Source organism: Blastococcus sp. TF02A-26 (assembly GCF_003319125.1).
Lineage (GTDB): Bacteria > Actinomycetota > Actinomycetes > Mycobacteriales > Geodermatophilaceae > Trujillonella.
In genome coordinates, this window is sequence record NZ_QOHG01000002.1 from 89,375 (window position 1) to 109,176 (window position 19,802).

Sequence of the window (19,802 nt, forward strand, 5' to 3'; positions counted from 1 at the left end):
CGCGGTGCGAGGCGGTCGGATGCAGGGTCGCTTCGATCCCCGACGACGGGGAGAGCGAGCATGCCGAGGCTTCGGCGGGGCTCGTGCCGGGCGCCACTCTACGCGACGCGGGCCGTCGGTCCGGGAGATCAGCCGCTTCCCACCCACCGGTCGGGAACTGTCCCCGGAGCCGGGAGGGCGGTACCTTGCCCGACGGCGCGGCTCCCCGCGGCGACCCCCGGCGAACGACCGGGTCGGCCGGCCCCTCCCGCCGACGCGCCGACCCTCCGACCTGCAGAGGATGCATGGGCACTGCGATCCGTCGGCCACCGGCGTCCGACGTCCCCTCGCCCGCGGAGCCCGAACCGTCGGAGGGCACGGTCGCGCGGCGCCGGACCTGGCCCGCGGTCCTCCTGTCGACGGCGATCGTGGCCGGGCTCTTCACGCTGCTCTTCCTGCGCAACCACCGGTTCGCCTGGCTCGACGACCGGCAGGCCGACAGCCTCGCCAAGCTGATCGACATCGGGCGGATCCTGCAGTCCGGCGAGTGGCCGTGGCTGAGCACGAACCTCGTCAACAGCGGCGCGCACGCGATCGAGGCCCAGTACGGCGTCTTCAACCCGTTCGACCTCGCGTTCGGGGTGCTGATCGGGAACCTCGACGACCTGGCGCTGGGCTCCTTCCTGCAGCTGCTCACCCACGTGCTGATCCTGACCGCGGCCGCCGCCTGGCTGGGCCGGCTGATCGGCCTCACCACCGGCTGGACGGTGGCCTTCGCCGTCTCCGTCGGGTTCGGGACCTACACGATCTACTGGGGCGCGGCCTGGTACGAGGCGGTCACCTCGTTCTCCTGGTTCGTGCTCGCGCTGGCCGCCGTCGTCGCGATGCACCTGACCGGGCGCACCCGCTACGGCTGGGTGCTGCTGGTGGCCACGTACCTCTGCTACCAGAGCGGCTGGCCGCTGGCGGTGCCGCTGCTCGGCCTCACCGTGCTCGTGCTGGTCGCCGCTCGCTTCCTCACCGGCAACCCGCGGGCGACGTCGTGGTGGATCCTGGCCTGGTACGGCGGCGGCGCGCTCACCTCGCTGGTCGGCCTGTACCCGCTGTTCGTCTCCTTCCGGTTCGCGGCCCGCCAGTCGTCGATCTCCAACGAGTCGAACGCCAACGTCGCCTCGCTGGAGGGGCTGCTGCACGCCGCCGACCCCTCGTACCACGGCTGGTTGAACCTCTTCAGCGGCGTGAACGAACTGCAGCCGCTGCCGCACTACTACGTCGCGTGGTTCCTGCTGCCGGTCGTCTGCTTCTGGCGGATCGACGCGGCCCGGTGCACTCCGCGCGTCCGCGCCCTGCTCGGGGCGAGCGTGGTGCTCGCGGCCGTCACCGCCCTGGCGGCCCTCGGCCCCGAGCGGCTCCTGGTGTTCCGGTTCCCGACGCGCTTCCTCCAGTACGGCGGCCTGTTCCTCCTGCTGACCGCGGCCCTGCTCGTCGCGCACGGCGCGCGCACCGTCACCCGCCGCCGGCTCCTGGTGTTCGGCGCCGCCATCGCGCTGCTGGCGGTCAACGCCTGGCAGGCCGATCCGGCGGGGCTGCACCGCATCGTCGGCCTGACCGTCGTCGTGACCGCGCTCGGGGTGGCCCTGGTCGGCCCCCGCGAGGTCCGCGCCGTGCTGCGGTCGGCGGAGCCGGGCACCGGCACCACCGTCCGCACGGTCGGCTGGGTCGCGGCCGCCGGCACCGTCCTCGTCATGGCCGCGACGGCCTACGGCAACCCCTACGCCCGGGGAGCCGACCGCGGGCTGCCCTCCAGTCAGTCGGACTTCCAGACCCTGAGCCGGGAGGACTACACCCTCTGGTACGGCACCCATCCGCAGTTCCTCTACGGCGGCGAGACCGGCGAGGGGGTGGAGGAGGTCCCCCAGGAGTTCCTCGACGGCTTCTACGCCGAGTACCACCCCTCCTCGACCGGCCTGATCGCCGGCGACCGGTCGGTCAACGGGTACAGCCCGCTGGCGCACCGCTTCCTGCTCGAGCACGTGCCCTTCGACGACCAGGGCAACATGCCGCCCGATGCTGCGCAGTCCTTCCTCGCCGAGGACCCGGAGACCGGGCTGACCTGGCTGGAGCTGCTGCGGGTCGACCAGGTCGTCGCGCCGCTGGGTCCGCGGGACGACGCCCTGCGCCCGCTGCTGGACGACGGCTGGGAACGGGTGCCCGGCGAGTACACCGCGGCGTACCAGCGGGACCCCTACGAGCTGCCGGGACTGCTCTCCTCGGTCTCGCCGGAGGTCACCGTCGCGGCGGAGAGCAGGTGTCCGCAGCGGAACTCCCGGGAGTGCGTCGAGGTGACGGTCGACGACGCCCCGGGCCGGGTCGTCTTCGCCCGGCTGTGGTTCCCCGGCTACCGGGCGACGCTGGACGGGCAGCCGATCGACGTCACCCGGCTCGACGGCACCCTGGTGGCGGTCGACCTGCCGGCGGGGGCGTCCGGGGAGCTGGTGCTCTCCTACCGGTCACCGGGCTTCGTCCCGTTGGCGGCGCTGGCCGTCGCGACGGTCGTCGGGCTGGCCGCGGCGCAGACGGTCGCGGTCCGGCGCCGACGCGCGGCCACCCCGGTCGAGGACTCCTCGGAGGTCTGACCCCGGCCGGCGGTCAGCCCTCGCAGCCGATCCCGTCGCCGTCGCCGTCGAAGGCATCGCTCCAGCCGGGATCGCCGCGGCGGATCGGGGCGGCCCCGGCCGCGCGCACCGCGGCGCAGTCGGCGTAGGTCACCGGGGCGTCCGGCTGCGGTGCCGGTGCGGGCTCCGGGGCCGGCACCGGGACCTGAGCGCCCGGCAGCGGCTCGTCGGGGCAGCCGGCCAGCACCCCGGCGATCGCGTCGCGCTCCGCGGCGGTCACCCAGAGCCCGTAGTCGAGCTTCACCGCCGTCTGCCGCGCCACGTAGGCGCAGCGGTAGCCGCGGTTCGGCGGCAGCCAGGTGGCCGCGTCCGCGTCGCTCTTCTGCTGGTTGAGCGGGCCGTCCACGGCGAGCAGGTTGAGCGGGTCGTTGGCGAAGGCGGTGCGGGTGGCGTCGTCCCAGCCCTGTGCGCCCTTCTGCCAGGCGTCCGACAGCGCCACGACGTGGTCGATCTGCACGTCGTCGCTGGTGTCCTGCCCTCGGGTGAACTCGATCGTCGTCCCGGAGTACGGGTCGGCGAGGGTCCCGGAGACGACGACGCAGTCCCGGGTGCCGGGCTCGAACGTCTCGCCGGTGAGGTCGCGGGCCAGCACGTCGTTGCGGGTGTCGCAGCCGTTGCGGTCGGTGTCGACCCAGCCGGCTCCGAACAGGTCGCGGTCGTAGCCGGTGCGCGGCGCCCGACCGCGGACGTCGAGCTCCCCCAGGGCGGCGAGCGCGGTGTCGGGTCGGGCGGCCGCGATCGCGGCGTCGGCGGTGTCGGAGGTGTCGCTGCCGAACGTGGTCTCGCAGCCGCCGAGCAGGGCCAGCGCCACGAGGGCGGCGGCCCACGGGGCGCGGGGAGGTCGGTGCCGCACCGGCCGACGCTACGTCCGCCGTCCGCCCCTCCCGGGGAGACACACGGGACCGCGCGGGGACGTTCTCAGCGCACGTTCGTGGTGGTCCGGTAGAGGACCGCGGGACCGCGGGCGGTCACCGGCTGACCGGCCGGCACGAACGCCGACTCCCCGCGGCGGAGCACCAGCTCGTCGTCCCCGGCGCCGGCCAGGACGGCCTCCCCCTCGGTGCACAGCAGCACCTGCGGACCGGCCGTGGTGAGGCTGCCGGACTGGTGGTCGAGCTGGCAGCGGGTGAGGTCGAAGTCCTCGACCGGCACGGGGTAGCGCAGACCGCCGGGACCGAGCACCGGGTGCATCACCGGCACCCGGCCGTCGGTGAAGTCCAGCACCTCGATCAGCGCCGCCAGGTCGACGTGCTTGCGGGTCAGCCCACCGCGGAGCACGTTGTCGGAGCTGGCCATGACCTCCACGCCGGCGCCGCACAGGTAGGCGTGCAGGTTCCCGGCGGGCAGGAAGATCGCCTCACCCGGCGCCAGCTTGAGGTGGTTGCACATCAGCGAGATGACCACGCCCGGATCGCCCGGGTAGGCCTCGGCCAGCCGGCCGGCCCAGCGGTAGGTGTTGATGAACTCGGGGTCGGCGGCGGCCACGAACTGGCCGGCCCGCCGGGCGACCGCCTCGACGAGGTGGGTGCGCCGCTTGCCCGACAGCGCGATGAGCTGCGGGATGGCGGCGCGCAGGCCACCGCGGGCCAGGGCGGCGATGGTCGGCTTGAGCTCCGGCAGCTGCAGCTTGGCCAGGCAGTGCAGGGACTCCTCGACCGGGCGGAACCCGCACAGCGCCTCGAAGGTCGTCAGCGCCAGCAGCAGCTCGGGCTTGTGCCACGGGTCCTTGAACGTGCGGGTCGGGTCGTCCTGCGGGACGCCGGCGGCCTCCTCGGCCGCGTACCCGGCCATGGCCTGCTCGATGGTCGGGTGGGCCTGCAGCGACAGGGGGGCGTCCGCGGCCAGGATCTTCATCAGGAACGGCAGGCGGTCACCGAAGCGCTCCCGCACGCGCGGGCCCAGCAGCCGCACCGGGTCCTCGACGATGGCCTTGTCCAGCGGGCGGCCGTCGGCCAGCAGGCTCGGCAGGTCCGGGTGCGCGCCCATCCAGAGCTCGGCGTGCGGCAGCTCCGCGGGGGCCGGCCGGCCGAGCAGCTCGGGGATGACGGTGCGGCTGCCCCACGGGTAGTGACGGACGTTGCTGGTGAGGTGCCACATCGACGAGGAGGTTACCGGCGAGTCGGGTCCCCGGGTCCAGTGGCGACCCGGATCACCCGGAGGGGGTGGCCCCGCTGCAGGGGCCCGCCGCGAGCCTGCGAGCGGTGGGGGGGCAGGGGGGTCCTCCATCAGACGGCGGCGGCGCGCACGTCCTTCGCGCCCAGCCGCGCGGCGTCCGCCGTCCGGTCGTCGGGCATCCGCTGCGACTCGCGCTCGGCGGCCACCCGGGCCTCGTAGTGCGCCACCTCCCGCTCGGTCCGCTCGGCGTCCCAGCCCAGGACCGACGCCATGAGGTCGGCGACGGCCGGAGCGGACTCCGTCCCGCGGTGCGGCGTGCTGATCGACACGCGGGTGCGGCGGGTGAGGACGTCGTCCAGGTGGAGCGCGCCCTCCGCGGTGACCGCGTGCACGACCTCGGCGGCGAGGTGGGCCGGCGCTCCGGGCAGGGGCCGGGCCAGTGCCGGATCGCCCGCGGCGAGGGCCAGCACGGCGCCGACCTGGTCGCCGTGGCGCTGCAGCAGCCGCGCGACGGTCTCCTCGGGCAGTCCCGCGGCCGCGGCCAGGTCCGGCGCGGCGTCGCGGACGGCGGCCCAGCGGTGCGCGCCGACCAGCGGCAGGTCCGCCGTCCGCGAGGGCGCCACCCCGGGGAGCCCGGCGGTGGCCGCGTCCACGGCGTCGGCGGCCATGACCCGGTAGGTGGTGTACTTGCCGCCGGCCACCAGCACCAGACCGGGGGCCGGGGTGACGACCGCGTGCTCCCGCGACAGCCGGCTCGTCTGGTCGGCCTCGCCGGCCAGCAGCGGCCGCAGCCCCGCGTAGACGCCGACGATCTGGTCGGCCGTCAGCGGCCGGGCCAGCACGCGGTTGACCTGGTCGAGCAGGTAGGCGATGTCCTGGCTGCTCGCGGCCGGGTGGTCGCGGTCGAGCACCCAGGGGGTGTCGGTGGTCCCGACGATCCACTGCTCGCCCCAGGGGATGACGAACAGCACGCTGGTCGGCGTCCGCAGGATGAGGCCCGGCCGGTGCTCGTCGGGGCCGCCGCCGGTGGCCACGCCCCCCGCCGCGCCGGCGAACTGACCGCCGTCGATGGCCTCCCGGGGCACCACGAGGTGCACGCCCTTGCTGGCGCGCACGCGGAGGCTGGGGGCGGTGTCGCCCAGCATCTCCCCCACGTCGTCGCTCCACACCCCGGTGGCGGCGATGACGCTGCGGGCCCGGACCACGTAGGACGAACCGTCGGTGAGGTCGGCGACGCGCACACCCACGACCGGCGCGTCCTCGCCGTCGCCCTCCCGCAGCAGGCCGGTGACCCGGGCGCTGGACAGGCAGGCCGCGCCGAGTCCGGCGGCGGTCCGCACCACGGCCAGGGTGTGCCGGGCGTCGTCGACCTGGGCGTCCCAGTAGCGGATCGCGCCGCGGACGGCGTCGCGTCGCAGCCCCGGGAACTCCGCCAGCGCCGCGCGCCGGGACAGGTGCCGGTGCGCCGGGACGCCGCGGTCGGCGGTCAGCGCCGCACCGAGGACGTCGTAGAGCGCCACCCCGGCGCCGTAGTAGGCGCGCTGCCACACCGGCGCGGTCAGCGGCAGCAGGAACGGCAGCGGCCGGACCAGGTGCGGGGCGATCGTCGTGACCAGCCGGGAGCGCTCCTGCAGCGCCTCGTGCACGAGCGGGAACGCCAGCTGCTCCAGGTAGCGGAGTCCGCCGTGGATGAGCTTGCTGGACCGGCTGGAGGTCCCGGCCGCCCAGTCCCGGGCCTCGAGCAGCCCGACCGACAGCCCTCGGCTGGCGGCGTCGAGCGCGGCACCGGCGCCGGTGACCCCGCCGCCGATCACCAGGACGTCGACGACCCCGGAGGTCAGGCGGTCCCGGTCGGCGCGCCGCCGTGCGGGCGACAGGAGCGTGCGGTCGGTGGTTCCCCGTTCCATGTCCCCCACTGTCCCAGCCCGCGCCGACGCGCGGCGGACGTCTCAGTGGGCGGCCGCGTCCTCCCGGCCCTTCCCGCGCACCCGCTGCACCAGCATCACCACGACCACGACCACCGCGCCGACGACCAGGCCGATGATCGCGCTGGCGATCGTGTTGGTCAGCCAGCCCAGGACCCCACCGAGGGCGCCGACCGCGTCGTGCACCCCCTCCTCCAGGTGGTGGACGACGTCGTAGAGGCCGTGCCAGCCCAGGTCGTCGGTGCCGACCAGGAGGATGTGCCCGCCGACCCAGAGCATGGCGGCGGTGCCGATCACGGTCAGCGCGGTGAGCAGCTTGGGCATGGCCTTGACCAGGCCGCGCCCGAACCGCGCCGTCGCGCCGCTGCCCTTCTCGGCGAGCTTCAGCCCGGCGTCGTCCATCTTCACGATCCCCGCGACGACGCCGTAGACGAGCACCGTGATGGCGATGGCGACCACGATCAGGGTCACCAGCCGCGGCACGAACGCCTCGTCGGTGACCTCGTTGAGCGAGATCACCATGATCTCCGCGGACAGGATGAAGTCCGTCCGCACGGCCCCGCTGATGATCGTCTTCTCGTCCTTGGGCCCCTCGTCGTCCGCGCCGTGCCCGTGCCCGTGGCCGCTGACCTTCTCCCAGACCTTCTCCGCGCCCTCGTAGCAGAGGTAGGCCCCGCCGAGCATGAGCAGCGGGGTGAGCAGGTCCGGCAGGAACTCGCTGAGCAGCATGATCGCCGGGAGGATGAACAGCAGTTTGTTGCGCAGGGAGCCCTTGGCGATGCGCAGCACGATCGGGATCTCGCGCTCGGCGGCCAGCCCGCGCACGTACTGCGGCGTCACCGCGGTGTCGTCGACGACGACCCCCGCGGCCTTCGCGCTCGCCTTCGCGGCGGCGGCGCCGATGTCGTCGATCGAGGCCGCGGCCGCGCGCGTCAGCGTCGCCACGTCGTCCAACAGGGCTGCCAGTCCACCCGCCACGGGAGGTCCTCCACTCGTTCGGGGTCGTGAGTCAGATCGTGCTCGGTCGAGCCGGGGGCCGCGACCGCGGAGGTCAGGAGCGCAGCGCGCGCTCCTGGTCCAGGGCGAGCGCGAGGTAGACCGCGCTGAAGTCGGCCACGGCCAGCTGGCGGGCCAGCTGGCACATCCGCCCGTGCCGCTCGGGCTCCCCGTGCTCGGCGAGGCCGCTCACCGGGACGTTCGCCGTGGCCGCGGTGCGCAGCACCTCGTGCATCGCCTCGGCCGCCGAGCGCGGCTCCCGCTCGCCGTGCCCGTCGTGGTCACCGGCGTCGGTGTCGCGGATGGTCAGCAGCCGCAGCCGGCGGCCGGCGTCCTCGGCGCGGTCGCGGAAGAAGTCGTCCTCGCCTGCGTGCGGGGCCAGCGGCCCGCCGAGCACCGCCCGCGCGGCCACCCGCTGGTCGGGCAGCCGGAACGTGGTGACCGGCAGCCCGGCGAGGGTCTCCAGCTGGTCGGCGACACGGGTCGCCGCGGCACCGGCGAGCGGACCCTCCGCGGCGATCACCGGGAGCGCGTCGAGCAGTTCGAGGGCGAGGGTCTTGGCCGGGTTGACGAACGACTCCTGCGCCGGGCCGCACTCGCGGGCGACCTCGTCGAGGGCGTCGGCGATCGCGGCGAGGTCGGCGGTGCTCGCGGGCACCAGCCCGAGGTCGGTGGCGAGCTTCAGCAGCGGCGTGAGCAGCGACCACAGCGTCGTGTGCTGGACCCGCGAGCGCGGCAGCGGGACGTAGGGCGCGCGGGCGGTCGAGCAGGCCGCGCGCAGCGGCGCGTCCTCGGCCCCGATGCCGACGAGGGTCACGCCCCGCCGGGCCGCCTCGTAGGCGGGCGCGACGGCGTACCGGCCGGCGCCGGTCCGCGTGGCGACGACGGCGATGTCGGTCGGCCCGGTCCACACCGGCAGGTCCGGCCCCGGCACGACGTCGACGGTGACCGGGCTCGTGGGGCCCAGCAGGGCGCGCAGCACCGACGCCGCGACCGCCCCCTCGCGCCGGGCCACGATGACCAGGCCGCGGGGACGCCCGCCGTCGGCGACCCGCGCCAGCCCGGACTCCTCGACCAGCCGGGTGGTCTCCCGCACCTGGGCGCCGGCGCCGGCCACGGCCGGCAGCAGCCCCCGGGGGTCGCGGGCCCGCAGCACCTCGAGGTCGTCGAGGACCTCCTCGGCCAGCTCCGGGGAGGTCATGCGCCGGAGGTCCCCCGGTGACGGGCCTCGTCGAGCAGCAGGACCGGGATGCCGTCGCGGACCGGGAAGGCCCGGTCGCACGTCGTGCACAGCAACTCGGCGGCGGCCTCGTCGACCGTCAGCGGGCTGTGGTGGGTGTCGGGGCAGGCGAGGATCTCCAGCAGGGCGGGGTCCAGCCCCAGCGGTCCCCGCGCGGGCTCGGTCGTTGCGGTCATGCGCGCACCATCTCCAGTACTCGGTCCCGTAGCCGTTCCATGGACGCCGCATCGGGCGCCTCGACGTTCAGCCGCAGCAGCGGCTCGGTGTTGCTGGCCCGCAGGTTGAACCACGAGCCGTCGGGCAGCTCGACGGTCAGCCCGTCGAGCTCGTCGATCGTGACGCCCTCGGCGTCCTCGTAGGCCGCACGGACCTCGGCGGTGCGTGCGGCGGCGTCGGTGACGGTCGAGTTGATCTCGCCCGACGCGGCGTAGCGGCTGTACGCGGCGGTGAGCTCCGACAGCGGCCGGCCCTGCTCCCCCAGCGCGGCCAGCACGTGCATCGCCGCCAGCATGCCGGTGTCGGCGCGCCAGAAGTCGCGGAAGTAGTAGTGGGCGGAGTGCTCGCCGCCGAAGACCGCGTCGGTGCGGGCCATCTCGGCCTTGATGAACGAGTGGCCGACGCGGGTGCGCACCGGCTCCCCGCCGTGCTCGCGGACGATCTCCGGGACCGCCCGCGAGGTGATCAGGTTGTGGATGATCGTGGTCCCGCGGCCCTTGGCCAGCTCGCGGACGGCGACCAGCGCGGTGATCGCCGAGGGGCTGACCGGCTCGCCGCGCTCGTCGACGACGAAGACCCGGTCGGCGTCGCCGTCGAAGGCCAGCCCGATGTCGGCGCCCTCGCGGACCACGGCGGCCTGCAGGTCGACGAGGTTCGCCGGGTCCAGGGGGTTGGCCTCGTGGTTGGGGAAGCTGCCGTCGAGCTCGAAGTACAGCGGGACGACGTCCAGCGGGAGGTCGGCGAGCACGACCGGGACGGTGTGCCCGCCCATGCCGTTCCCGGCGTCCACGACGACCCGCAGCCGCCGGATGCCCGAGAGGTCGACGAGCGAGCGCAGGTGGGCGGCGTACTCGGCGAGGAGGTCGCGCTGGGCGATCTCGGCCTGCCGGTCCGGCGTCCGGTCGTAGCTGTCGCGCTCGGCGAGCTCGCGGATGGTGACCAGCCCGGACTCCTGGCCGATCGGCGCCGCCCCCGCCCGGCACAGCTTGATGCCGTTGTACCGGGCGGGGTTGTGGCTCGCGGTGAACATCGCACCGGGGACGTCGAGCGAACCGGCCGCGAAGTAGAGCAGGTCGGTCGAGCCGAGGCCCGCCTCCACGACGTCCACCCCGCGGGAGAGGACGCCCTCGGCGAAGGCCCGCGACAGCGGGACGGAGGAGTCGCGCATGTCGTGCGCGGTGACGACGGCGGTCGCGCCGGTCTCGGCGTGCACGAACTCGGCGAAGGCGGCGCCGATGCGGCGGGCGACGTGCTCGTCCCACTGGTCGGGCACCACGCCGCGGACGTCGTAGGCCTTGATGATCGAACTCAGGTCCACCACGTGTTCGTCGCCCCTCGCCGGGTCGCGCGACGGCTCCCCGGCCGCTCGCGCCCGCTGATCCTAGGAGGACCGGGCGTCAGCTGAGGTCGGGGAGGACCCGCAGGTGGCCGCGGCGCGTGCCCCGGCCGTCGTCGGCCGGGTCGCGGGGCGGCTCCGGCCGCGCGGCCTCGCGCACCGCGTCGGCCAGGGCGAGCAGGTCGTCCCCGGTCGGGCCGACGTCGTCGACGTCGATCTCGTGCCGGACGACCTCCCAGCCGCGCGGCACGGTCAGCCGCTGGGCGTGGAACTCGCAGAGGTCGTAGCTGTGCGGCTCCGAGAACGTCGCCAGGGGTCCCACGACAGCGGTGGACTCCGCGTACACGTAGGTCAGGGTCGCCGCTGCCGGTTGCGCGCAGCCGCTGCGCGAGCAGCGACGTGACTGCCTCACCACCGGTTCCTCACGCCCTGGACAGTAGACGCGAGACGCCGACGACGGGAGCAGGCGCACCGGGTTTTCGGAGTGACGAGAGCAGGAGACACATCCTGCACGATGGACCCCATGGGCACCGATGGCGACCCGGTCCTCGTCCTCGGCGGACGCAGCGAGATCGGTCTGGCGGTCGCGCAGCGGCTGGTGGCCGCGGGCGCGCGGCACGTCGTCCTCGCCGCCCGGCGCGCCGGCGATCTCGACGACGAGGAGCGCGCCCTCCGTGCGGCCGGGGCGCTCACCGTCGACCGCGTCGAGTTCGACGCCGACGACCTGGCCTCCCACGCCGACGTCCTCGCCGAGGTCGAGCGCCGGCACGGCCTGCCCGGCACGACCCTGGTCGCCTTCGGCGTCCTCGGCGACCAGGCGACCGCCGAGCGCGACCCGGCGGCGGCGGTGGCCCTGGTGCATACCGACTACGTCGCGCAGGTGCACGTGCTCACCCTCCTGGCGCAGCGGTACCGGGAGGCCGGCCGGGGCCGGATCGTCGTCTTCTCCTCCGTGGCGGGGGCGCGGGTCCGCCGGGCCAACTACGTCTACGGATCGGCGAAGGCGGGGCTGGACGGCTTCGCCTCCGGGCTGGCCGACGCGCTCGCCGGCTCGGGGGTGCGGCTGCTGCTGGTCCGCCCCGGGTTCGTGATCGGGCGGATGACCGCCGGGATGTCACCGGCACCGCTGTCGACCACCCCCGACGCCGTGGCCGACGCGGTCGCCGGGGCCCTGGCCGCCGACCGCCAGGTGGTCTGGGTGCCGCGGGCGCTCGGACCGGTCGCCGCCCTGATGCGGGTGGTCCCCCGCGCGCTGTGGCGCCGGCTCCCGCGCTGAGACGTACTCTCCTGTCGCCATGACCCGACCTCCCCGCCGACCGGCCCGGTCCCGCCGGGACCGCCACGGCCGCGGGCTGCGTGGCCGGCTGGTGCCCGCCGAGGTCCCGCTGTCGCGCAGCCGCGCCGAGCAGTTCGACGACCTCGTGCTCGACGCGGTCGAGGAGCTCGAACGGCGCTGGGAGCGGGAGCTGGCCGGCGTGGAGTTCGCCGTCGAGGACGTCCCGTGGGTGGAGCACACCAGTCCGGACGAGGTCGTCCTCGACGCCGACGTGCTCGACGACAGCAGCGTCCCGCTGGCGCGCGTGCTGCCCGCCCACCGCGAGGGCGGCCGGGAGGTGCCCGCGCGGATCATCGTCTACCGGCGGCCGCTGGAGATCCGGGCGCACGACCGCGACGACCTGGCCGACCTGGTGCGCGACGTCGTCGTCGACCAGGTGGCCGTGCTGCTGGGTCGCGACCCGGAGGAGATCGACCCCACCGGCTGATCCGGACGCCGGTCGGCGCCGCCGCCCCTGCGATGCTGGGCGCGATGGACGCCGTCGCCGTGCTCTGGGCCGTGCTCGGCGTCCTGGGGCTGGCCGCCGCCGCGGCGCTGGCCTCCCCCGCCCTCCGGCGCCGGACCCGGACCGGCCCGGCCGCACCGGCCGGACCGCGCCCGGCCTTCCTGCAGGACGACCTGCCGTCGTTCCACGCCGCGCCTCCCGGGACCCCCGGCGCGACGCCGGCCGCGGCGCGGGAGCGACCGGCCGTCGACCCGACCGGCGCGACCGGCCCGTCCGCGGGTCGGGTGGTGGCGGCCATGGGGGCCGCCGCCCTGGTCCTGCTCGGCACGCTGGCGGTGATCGCCGCCGTGACCCGGGACCCCGCCGGCGACCCGGCCGAGGACGGGGCGGCGACCCCGTCGACGTCCGCCCGGCCGGTGCCCGCCCTGCCCCCCGTGCCGCCCGCCCCGGCCGCCGGCGAGCCGGGCGCCGGGCAGCTCGCCGCCCTGTCGGTCCCGCTCGACCCCGGCGGCTGGGCCGGGCGGCTGACCTTCGCGCCCGTCGTCCTCGAGCGGCGGGCGGTCGGCACCACGGTGACCACTGCGGCGGTCAGCGTGACCCGGCGCACCGACGGGACGGCGCTGGCCCACGTCCGGCTGCCCACCTGGAACTGCCTGGCGGGCGAGGCGCCCGCCGATCCGGCGGCGGCCGGCTGCGCGCCCGGGCCGGTGGAGTACGCCGACCTGCCCTCCCCCGCGCTGACCACCACGGACGACGACGAGGTGCTGCGCCTCACCGGGCGGTTCCCCACCTACACGCGGCCCAACGGCGACCCCCCGGTCTACACCGGCCGGGTCTACGAGCTCACCGTGTCGCTGAGCGCCGCGGAGCCGGCGGGGCCGGGCCGCTGGGCGGCGGCGGACGGCACCCTCTTCCTGGGCACCGACCGGGCCGAGACGGTCCCCGACCCCGGGCTCAGCGCGGTACTGCGGGCCGGTTGAACCAGCGGTCGGCCAGGCGCAGCGAAGTGGCCGGCGCGCCCATCTCCTGCCCGAGGGCGGCGGGCTCCCCGCAGCCCACCCAGGGCTGCCGGTCGACGCCGTCGACGAGGGTCAGCAGGGCCGCGCGCACGGACGCCCCCTCCGCCGCCACGGCCACCTCCACCTGACCCACCGACGCGTGCAGCCGCGCCGTCGCGCGGAGCAGGAGGCGGGACCGCGTGTCCGGCTGCGCCACCAGCAGGGCGGGGAGCAGGCGCTCGACCTCGCGGGGGTCGCGGCTGCGGACGACGGGAGCGCCGAGGTCGTCCAGCCGGTCGACCAGCCGGGCGGTGCGCGCCGTGCCGAAGGCGGCCTCGGGGCGCAGGGAGCCCAGCGCCCGCGAGGTCGGGTCGCCCAGGGGCAGACCGGACAGCGACAGCTGCCACGGGGCGCGACGGCCGGCGACGAGTCCGAGCACGCCGGCGGCCAGCTGCGCGGCGACCTCGTCGTCCCGGGCGAGCAGCCGGGCGGGCGGGCGTCCCGGTGGCAGCGGACCGAGCCCGTCGCCCAGCAGCGTCAGGTGCAGCGCGGGTCCGCGCCGGCGGGCGGTCAGCAGGGCGAGGCCGTCCGGCCCCTGCCCGGGCTCGCGCTCGACCACCACGGCGACCGGGCGACCACTGCCACATCGGGCGGCCGTGACGTTCAGGACCGCGGTGAGCCACGGGGCGCGGGCCGGGATCGGCGCACGCAGCGCGGCCATCAGCGGCGCGGCGGCCCGGAGCTCGCGGACGACGTCCCCGTGGCCGCTCACCACCCGCGTCTGCACGACCGCCATACGACCACAGCCGCCGACAGCGGACTGTCAGCGGCTGCGATGTCGACCTGCGGTCGGCCCCTGGCAGGGGCCCGCCGCGAGCTCGCGAGCGGTGGGGGGCCGAGGGGGTCCTCCGTCAGACGGCGCGGCGGCGCAGCCGACGGCGCTCCCGCTCGGAGAGCCCGCCCCAGATGCCGAATCGCTCGTCGTTGGCCAGCGCGTACTCGAGGCACTCGGCCTTGACCTCGCAGCCGGTGCAGATCTTCTTCGCCTCGCGGGTCGAGCCGCCCTTCTCGGGGAAGAACGCCTCGGGGTCGGTCTCGGCGCACAGGGCGCGCTCCTGCCACGAGGGCGCGTCGTCCTCACCCAGCCCCAGCAGGCTGCCGAAGGCCGGAGTCGAGGCGACGGTCCCCCGGTCGGCCGACCGCTCCGACGCGCTCACGTGATCGCTCAACCACGACACCTCTGCCATGACGATGCGTCCCCTCTCGTCCTCGTCGCCGGGGCGATCCCCGGGACGTTCCCAGGGCTCAGCTCTCGGTGACACCGCGGGAATTACACGCGTGTCGTTGGGTGACCGTCAACTTCGCATGGTGTAACCAAATGACCACAGGAGCCCCACGAGTCACAGATCATTCGTCAGATCTCGTTCCGCGCCGCGACACGCCGGGCGAACAGTCGACAACTGCCCATGGGGCACCATGAACTTCGTGGAGATCGTCGTACTCGCCGGCGGCATCGGCGGCGCCCGGTTCCTCACCGGGCTCAAGGACGCCCTCGGGGACGTCACCCCCGCGTCACGGATCACCGCCGTGGTCAACACCGGCGACGACGTCACCCTGCACGGGATGCGCATCTGCCCGGACCTCGACACGGTCATGTACACCCTCGGCGGGGGCATCGACCCCGAGCGCGGGTGGGGTCTGGCCGGGGAGAGCTGGCGGGTCAAGGAGGAGCTGGCCGCCTACGGCGCCGAGCCCACCTGGTTCGGTCTCGGCGACCGCGACCTCGCCACCCACCTGATCCGCACCCGCATGCTCGACGCCGGCTACCCGCTGTCGCAGGTCACCGCGGCACTGGCCGACCGGTGGCAGCCGGGTGTCGAGCTGCTCCCCATGAGCGACCAGAGGGTGGAGACCCACGTCGTCGTCACCGATCCCGACTCCGGGCGCCCGGCGGCGATCCACTTCCAGGAGTGGTGGGTGCGCCACCGTGCGGAGCTGCCCGCCAGCGGGTTCGTCCAGGTCGGGGTGGACGATGCCCGTCCCGCGCCCGGCGTGGCCGAGGCGTTCGCCCGCGCCGACGCCGTCCTCCTGGCGCCGTCCAACCCGGTCGTGTCCATCGGCACGGTGCTCGGCGTCCCGGGGCTGCGCGACGCGCTGCTGGCCACGAAGGGCAGGGTCGTCGGCGTCTCCCCCATCGTCGGCGGCGGACCGGTGCGCGGGATGGCCGACCGGTGCCTGCCCGTCGTCGGCGTCGAGGTCAGCGCCGAGGGCGTCGGGCGGCACTACGGCGCGCGCTCCGACGGCGGGCTGCTCGACGCCTGGCTGGTCGCCCCCGGCGACACCGCCGACGTGCCCGGCGTGGACGTCCGCCAGGTCCCGCTGCTCATGTCCGACCCCGACGCGACGGCGGCCCTGGCCCGCGCCGCGCTCGACGCCGCCGGTGTCTGACGAAGGACCGCGCTCTCGGCCTCGCCCAGAGGCTCGTGCCGAGCTCGCGAGGCATGAGGGGGGCGAGGTCCTTTCTCTCGCACGCTCGGCGCGGGACCCTGACGAGGGGCCACCGGTGGGACTGTCGGTGCATCCGGTGCCCGGACTGCCGGAGTTCTCCCCCGGCGACGACCTGGCCGCCGCCATCGCCGCCGCGGCGCCCTGGCTGGCCGACGGGGACGTCCTCGTCGTCACCTCCAAGGTCGTCGCCAAGGTCGAGGGCCGGCTGGTGCCCGTCGCACCGGGCGAGGACCGCGAGGCCGCCCGGCAGCGGGCCATCGACGGCGAGACGGTGCGCGTGGTCGCCCGCCGGGGACCGCTGCGGATCGTGGAGACGCGGCACGGCTGGGTGGTCGCCGCCGCCGGCATCGACGCCTCCAACGTCGCCGGGGACGCCCTGGTGCTGCTCCCCGAGGACGCCGACGCCTCGGCGCGCCGGTTGCGCGCACGCCTGGCCGAGCTGCTCGGCGTCGACGTGGCGGTGGTCGTCAGCGACACCTTCGGCCGCACCTGGCGGGAGGGGCTGACCGACGTCGCCGTGGGCGCGGCCGGGATCGCCGCCCTCACCGACTTCCGCGGCACGGTCGACGCGCACGGCAACCGGCTGGAGACCACGCAGGTCGCCGTCGTCGACGAGCTCGCCGCCGCCGCGGACCTGGTCAAGGGCAAGCTCGCCGGGCTGCCGGTGGCCGTCGTGCGCGGCTGGGCGGCTCCCGCACCGGCCGAGGACACCGGCACCCGGCCCCTGGTCCGGCTGGGGCCCGGTGACCTGTTCCGGTTCGGCACCCGCGACCTCGTGCCCAGCCGCCGGCCGGCCGCCGAGGTCGTCCCGCGGCCCGGTGACCTCGATGCGGTCGCCGAGGCCTTCCGCGTCGCGGCCGCGGCACTCCCCGACTTCCCGGTGGTGCTGCGCTACGGCGGTGGCGACGGCGTGGTCGACGTCCACCTGCCGGAGCGGGCCACGGTGACCACCGCGCTCAACCTCGGCGCGGTGCTCGGGGCCGTCGTCGTCCAGCTGCACGCCGAGGGCTGGGCCACCCGCTGGGAGCCGGTCGGCACGCCGGGCGGCTCCTCACTCGTCGGGAGGTTGTGGCTGGGCTCGACCCCGGCCTGACCTGCACGGAGTCGGTAGCGTCCACCCCCATGCGCGGGATCATCCTGGCCGGGGGCACGGGGAGCCGTCTCTTCCCCATCACGCAGGCCGTGAGCAAGCAGCTCATGCCGGTCTACGACAAGCCGATGGTCTACTACCCGCTCTCCACGCTGATGATGGCCGGCGTCCGCGAGGTGCTGGTCATCACCACCCCCGGCGACCAGGCCGCGTTCCGGGCGCTGCTCGGCGACGGCAGCCGGCTGGGCATGCGGATCGAGTACGCCGTCCAGGAGCGCCCCGAAGGGCTGGCCCAGGCCTTCCTCATCGGCGCGGAGTTCATCGGCGCCGAGTCCGTCGCGCTGGTCCTGGGCGACAACATCTTCTACGGCGCGGGCCTGGGCACCGCCCTGGGCCGGCTGCCCGACCCCGACGGCGGGCACGTCTTCGCCTACCACGTGGCCAACCCCCAGGAGTACGGCGTCGTGGAGTTCGACGGCGCGGGCCGGGTGCTCTCCATCGAGGAGAAGCCGGTCCGGCCCAAGAGCTCCTACGCGGTGCCGGGGCTCTACTTCTACGAGTCGTCGGTGGTCGACGTCGCCCGCGACATCACGCCCAGCGCCCGCGGCGAGCTGGAGATCACCGCCGTCAACGAGCACTACCTGCGCCAGGGCCGGCTCACCGTCACGGTGCTCGACCGCGGCACCGCCTGGCTGGACACCGGCACCTTCGCCTCGCTGCGCCAGGCGACGGAGTTCGTCTCGGTCGTCGAGGAACGGCAGGGCCTGAAGATCGGCTGCATCGAGGAGGTCGCCTGGCGCCAGGGCTGGCTGTCCGACGCCGAACTGCAGGCGATCGCCGAGCCGCTGGGCAAGAGCGGGTACGGGGTCTACCTGCTGGGGCTGCTCGCCGAGCCCCGCTGACCCCACTCCGCGGAGTGGGTCCGGACACGCCCGGTCCCCAGGCGCCCCAGGGCCCACCATGCGTCACGCGCACCCCGGGGTCGGACGTGACGGGACGGTTAGTCTCGGCCTCCATGTGCGGCATCGTGGGTTACGTCGGTCCGCAGGAGGCCCTGGGCGTCGTCCTGGAGGGTCTGCGCCGGCTGGAGTACCGGGGCTACGACTCGGCAGGGGTGGCGGTCCGGGTCGGGAACGCCGCGGGGGGCGAGCTCTCCACGGCCCGGAAGGCGGGCAAGCTGGCCAACCTGGAGAAGGTGCTCGCCGAGGAGCCGCTGCCCTCGTCGACCGTCGGGATCGGGCACACCCGGTGGGCCACGCACGGCGGCCCCACCGACCGCAACGCCCACCCGCACCGGTCCACCGACGGCCGGGTGGCGGTGGTCCACAACGGGATCATCGAGAACTTCGCCGCCCTGCGGGAGGAGTTCGAGGCCGCCGGCACCGAGTTCGGGTCCGACACCGACACCGAGGTCGCCGCGCACCTGCTGGCCGCCGCCTACGACGGGCTCCCCGCCGGACCCGACCGGTTCGCCGAGGCCATGCGTGTGGTCTCGCGGCGGCTGGAGGGCGCCTTCACCCTCGTGGCCACGCACGCGGACGAGCCGGACGCGGTGGTCGCCGCCCGGCGCAACAGCCCTCTCGTCGTCGGGATCGGCGAGACCGCCGACGGCACGCCCGAGTACTTCCTCGGCTCCGACGTCGCCGCGTTCATCGCGCACACCCGCGAGGCCCGCGAGCTCGGCCAGGACCAGGTGGTCGAGATCCACCGCGAGCGCGGCCTGACCGTGACCGACTTCGCCGGCACGGCCGTGGAGCCCACCGCGTACACCGTGGACTGGGACTCCGCCGCCGCCGAGAAGGGCGGCCACGACTGGTTCATGCTCAAGGAGATCGCCGAGCAGCCCCAGGCCGTCGCCGACACCCTGCTCGGCCGGATCGGCGACGGTGGCGAGCTCGTCCTCGACGAGGTGCGGCTGTCCGACCAGGAACTGCGCGACATCGACAAGGTCTTCGTCGTCTCCTGCGGCACCTCGTTCCACGCGGGGTTGATCGCCAAGTACGCGATCGAGCACTGGACCCGCATCCCGGTCGAGGTCGAGGTGGCCAGCGAGTTCCGCTACCGCGACCCGGTCCTCGACCGGTCGACCCTGGTGATCGTGATCAGCCAGTCCGGCGAGACCATGGACACGCTGATGGCGCTGCGGCACGCCAAGGAGCAGAAGGCCCGCGTCCTCGCGATCTGCAACGTGAACGGGTCGACGATCCCGCGGGAGTCCGACGCCGTCCTCTACACCCACGCCGGCCCGGAGATCGCGGTCGCGTCGACGAAGAGCTTCCTGGCGCAGATCATCGCCTGCTACCTGGTCGGGCTCTTCCTCGCCCAGGTCCGCGGCGTGAAGTACGCCGACGAGGTGGGCGACATCGTCGAGGACCTCCGCCGCCTGCCGCAGGCCGTCGAGGAGGTCCTCCTCCAGATGAAGCCGGTCCGCGAGCTGGGCCGGTCGCTGGCCTCGGCCGACACGATCCTGTTCCTCGGCCGGCACGTGGCCTACCCGGTCGCGCTCGAGGGTGCGCTCAAGCTCAAGGAGCTCGCCTACATCCACGCCGAGGGCTTCGCCGCCGGTGAGCTCAAGCACGGCCCCATCGCGCTCATCGACCAGGGCACGCCCGTGGTCGTCGTCGTCCCCTCACCCCGGGCCCGGGGGTCGGTGCACGGCAAGGTCGTCTCCAACATCCAGGAGGTCCGGGCCCGCGGGGCGCGCACCATCGTCATCGCCGAGGACGGCGACGACGACGTGCTGCCCTACGCCGACCACGTCATCCGCGTCCCCCGGACGCCGACGCTGCTCGCGCCCGTGGTGACCACGGTGCCGCTGCAGGTGCTGGCCTGCGAGATCGCCGACAGCCGCGGCTACGACGTCGACCAGCCCCGCAACCTCGCCAAGTCCGTCACCGTGGAGTGAGGCACGGGTCGGCCTCCCTCCCGGTGCCCGCTGCGAGC

Annotated in this window: 18 protein-coding genes; 8 read left to right on the forward strand and 10 right to left on the reverse strand. The window is 75.1% G+C overall.

Going from position 1 to position 19,802, the window contains the following annotated elements; genetic code table 11:
- Positions 1-284 precede the first annotated feature (284 nt).
- Entirely contained in the window at positions 285-2,615 is a 2,331-nt protein-coding gene (locus tag DQ240_RS02510) for a hypothetical protein (RefSeq protein ID WP_113838084.1), read from the forward strand.
- A gap of 13 nt (positions 2,616-2,628) precedes the next feature.
- Here the strand turns inward: DQ240_RS02510 and DQ240_RS02515 are convergent, their stop codons facing one another.
- From DQ240_RS02515 to DQ240_RS02550, 8 genes are all read right to left on the reverse strand, one after another.
- Positions 2,629-3,507 carry a DUF1524 domain-containing protein gene (locus DQ240_RS02515; protein ID WP_113838085.1) on the reverse strand — a complete coding sequence of 293 codons (879 nt, stop codon included), beginning with the start codon at positions 3,505-3,507 and terminating at the stop codon, positions 2,629-2,631.
- 65 nt (positions 3,508-3,572) lie between these two features.
- Positions 3,573-4,751, reverse strand: a complete 1,179-nt coding sequence (manA, locus tag DQ240_RS02520; RefSeq protein ID WP_113838086.1) for a mannose-6-phosphate isomerase, class I — start codon at positions 4,749-4,751, stop codon at positions 3,573-3,575.
- Between the two features lie 128 nt (positions 4,752-4,879).
- Positions 4,880-6,676: a glycerol-3-phosphate dehydrogenase/oxidase gene (locus tag DQ240_RS02525; protein ID WP_113838087.1), complete on the reverse strand. Its 1,797-nt coding sequence runs from the start codon at positions 6,674-6,676 to the stop codon at positions 4,880-4,882.
- A 42-nt stretch (positions 6,677-6,718) separates the two neighbouring features.
- Positions 6,719-7,672 carry a DUF808 domain-containing protein gene (locus DQ240_RS02530; protein WP_113838088.1) on the reverse strand — a complete coding sequence of 318 codons (954 nt, stop codon included), beginning with the start codon at positions 7,670-7,672 and terminating at the stop codon, positions 6,719-6,721.
- Between the two features lie 73 nt (positions 7,673-7,745).
- A complete protein-coding gene (locus DQ240_RS02535; RefSeq protein ID WP_113838089.1) occupies positions 7,746-8,891 on the reverse strand; it encodes an SIS domain-containing protein in 1,146 nt (381 codons plus the stop codon).
- A complete protein-coding gene (locus DQ240_RS02540; protein WP_113838090.1) occupies positions 8,888-9,106 on the reverse strand; it encodes a Trm112 family protein in 219 nt (72 codons plus the stop codon). Before DQ240_RS02540 ends, DQ240_RS02535 begins: the two co-directional genes overlap by 4 nt.
- Complete coding sequence (locus DQ240_RS02545; RefSeq protein WP_113838091.1) at positions 9,103-10,467, reverse strand: phosphomannomutase/phosphoglucomutase; 1,365 nt, start codon at positions 10,465-10,467, stop codon at positions 9,103-9,105. The genes DQ240_RS02540 and DQ240_RS02545 overlap by 4 nt, the downstream gene beginning before the upstream one ends.
- Before the next feature lie 76 nt (positions 10,468-10,543).
- The gene (locus DQ240_RS02550; protein WP_029432628.1) at positions 10,544-10,894 is read right to left on the reverse strand and encodes a DUF3499 domain-containing protein; all 351 of its coding nucleotides are present in this window, start codon (positions 10,892-10,894) and stop codon (positions 10,544-10,546) included.
- A 111-nt stretch (positions 10,895-11,005) separates the two neighbouring features.
- On the opposite strand from DQ240_RS02550, the gene DQ240_RS02555 reads away from it, so the two are divergent.
- Genes DQ240_RS02555 through DQ240_RS02565 form a run of 3 tightly spaced genes read left to right on the forward strand, consistent with a single transcriptional unit; the run spans position 11,006 to position 13,243 of the window.
- The gene (locus DQ240_RS02555) at positions 11,006-11,758 is read left to right on the forward strand and encodes an SDR family NAD(P)-dependent oxidoreductase (RefSeq protein WP_233498438.1); all 753 of its coding nucleotides are present in this window, start codon (positions 11,006-11,008) and stop codon (positions 11,756-11,758) included.
- Between the two features lie 19 nt (positions 11,759-11,777).
- Complete coding sequence (locus DQ240_RS02560; protein WP_113838093.1) at positions 11,778-12,245, forward strand: metallopeptidase family protein; 468 nt, start codon at positions 11,778-11,780, stop codon at positions 12,243-12,245.
- Between the two features lie 44 nt (positions 12,246-12,289).
- A complete protein-coding gene (locus DQ240_RS02565; RefSeq protein WP_147261924.1) occupies positions 12,290-13,243 on the forward strand; it encodes a hypothetical protein in 954 nt (317 codons plus the stop codon).
- Here DQ240_RS02565 and DQ240_RS02570 read toward each other — a convergent pair.
- Both DQ240_RS02570 and DQ240_RS02575 read right to left on the reverse strand, forming a co-directional pair.
- On the reverse strand, positions 13,218-14,057 hold the full coding sequence (locus DQ240_RS02570) for a hypothetical protein (protein ID WP_233498439.1): 840 nt from the start codon (positions 14,055-14,057) through the stop codon (positions 13,218-13,220). The genes DQ240_RS02565 and DQ240_RS02570 overlap by 26 nt on opposite strands.
- Before the next feature lie 115 nt (positions 14,058-14,172).
- On the reverse strand, positions 14,173-14,415 hold the full coding sequence (locus DQ240_RS02575; RefSeq protein ID WP_233498468.1) for a WhiB family transcriptional regulator: 243 nt from the start codon (positions 14,413-14,415) through the stop codon (positions 14,173-14,175).
- Between the two features lie 322 nt (positions 14,416-14,737).
- Between DQ240_RS02575 and cofD the strand changes: the two genes are divergently transcribed.
- The 4 genes from cofD (at position 14,738) to glmS (ending at position 19,764) form a co-directional block, all read left to right on the forward strand.
- Complete coding sequence (cofD, locus tag DQ240_RS23525; protein WP_233498440.1) at positions 14,738-15,709, forward strand: 2-phospho-L-lactate transferase; 972 nt, start codon at positions 14,738-14,740, stop codon at positions 15,707-15,709.
- A gap of 115 nt (positions 15,710-15,824) precedes the next feature.
- A complete protein-coding gene (locus DQ240_RS02580) occupies positions 15,825-16,862 on the forward strand; it encodes a coenzyme F420-0:L-glutamate ligase (protein WP_255410861.1) in 1,038 nt (345 codons plus the stop codon).
- Between the two features lie 29 nt (positions 16,863-16,891).
- On the forward strand, positions 16,892-17,761 hold the full coding sequence (rfbA, locus tag DQ240_RS02585) for a glucose-1-phosphate thymidylyltransferase RfbA (protein WP_113838288.1): 870 nt from the start codon (positions 16,892-16,894) through the stop codon (positions 17,759-17,761).
- Positions 17,762-17,874: 113 nt separating this feature from the next.
- Complete coding sequence (glmS, locus tag DQ240_RS02590) at positions 17,875-19,764, forward strand: glutamine--fructose-6-phosphate transaminase (isomerizing) (protein ID WP_113838097.1); 1,890 nt, start codon at positions 17,875-17,877, stop codon at positions 19,762-19,764.
- The last annotated feature ends 38 nt before the right edge of the window (positions 19,765-19,802 follow it).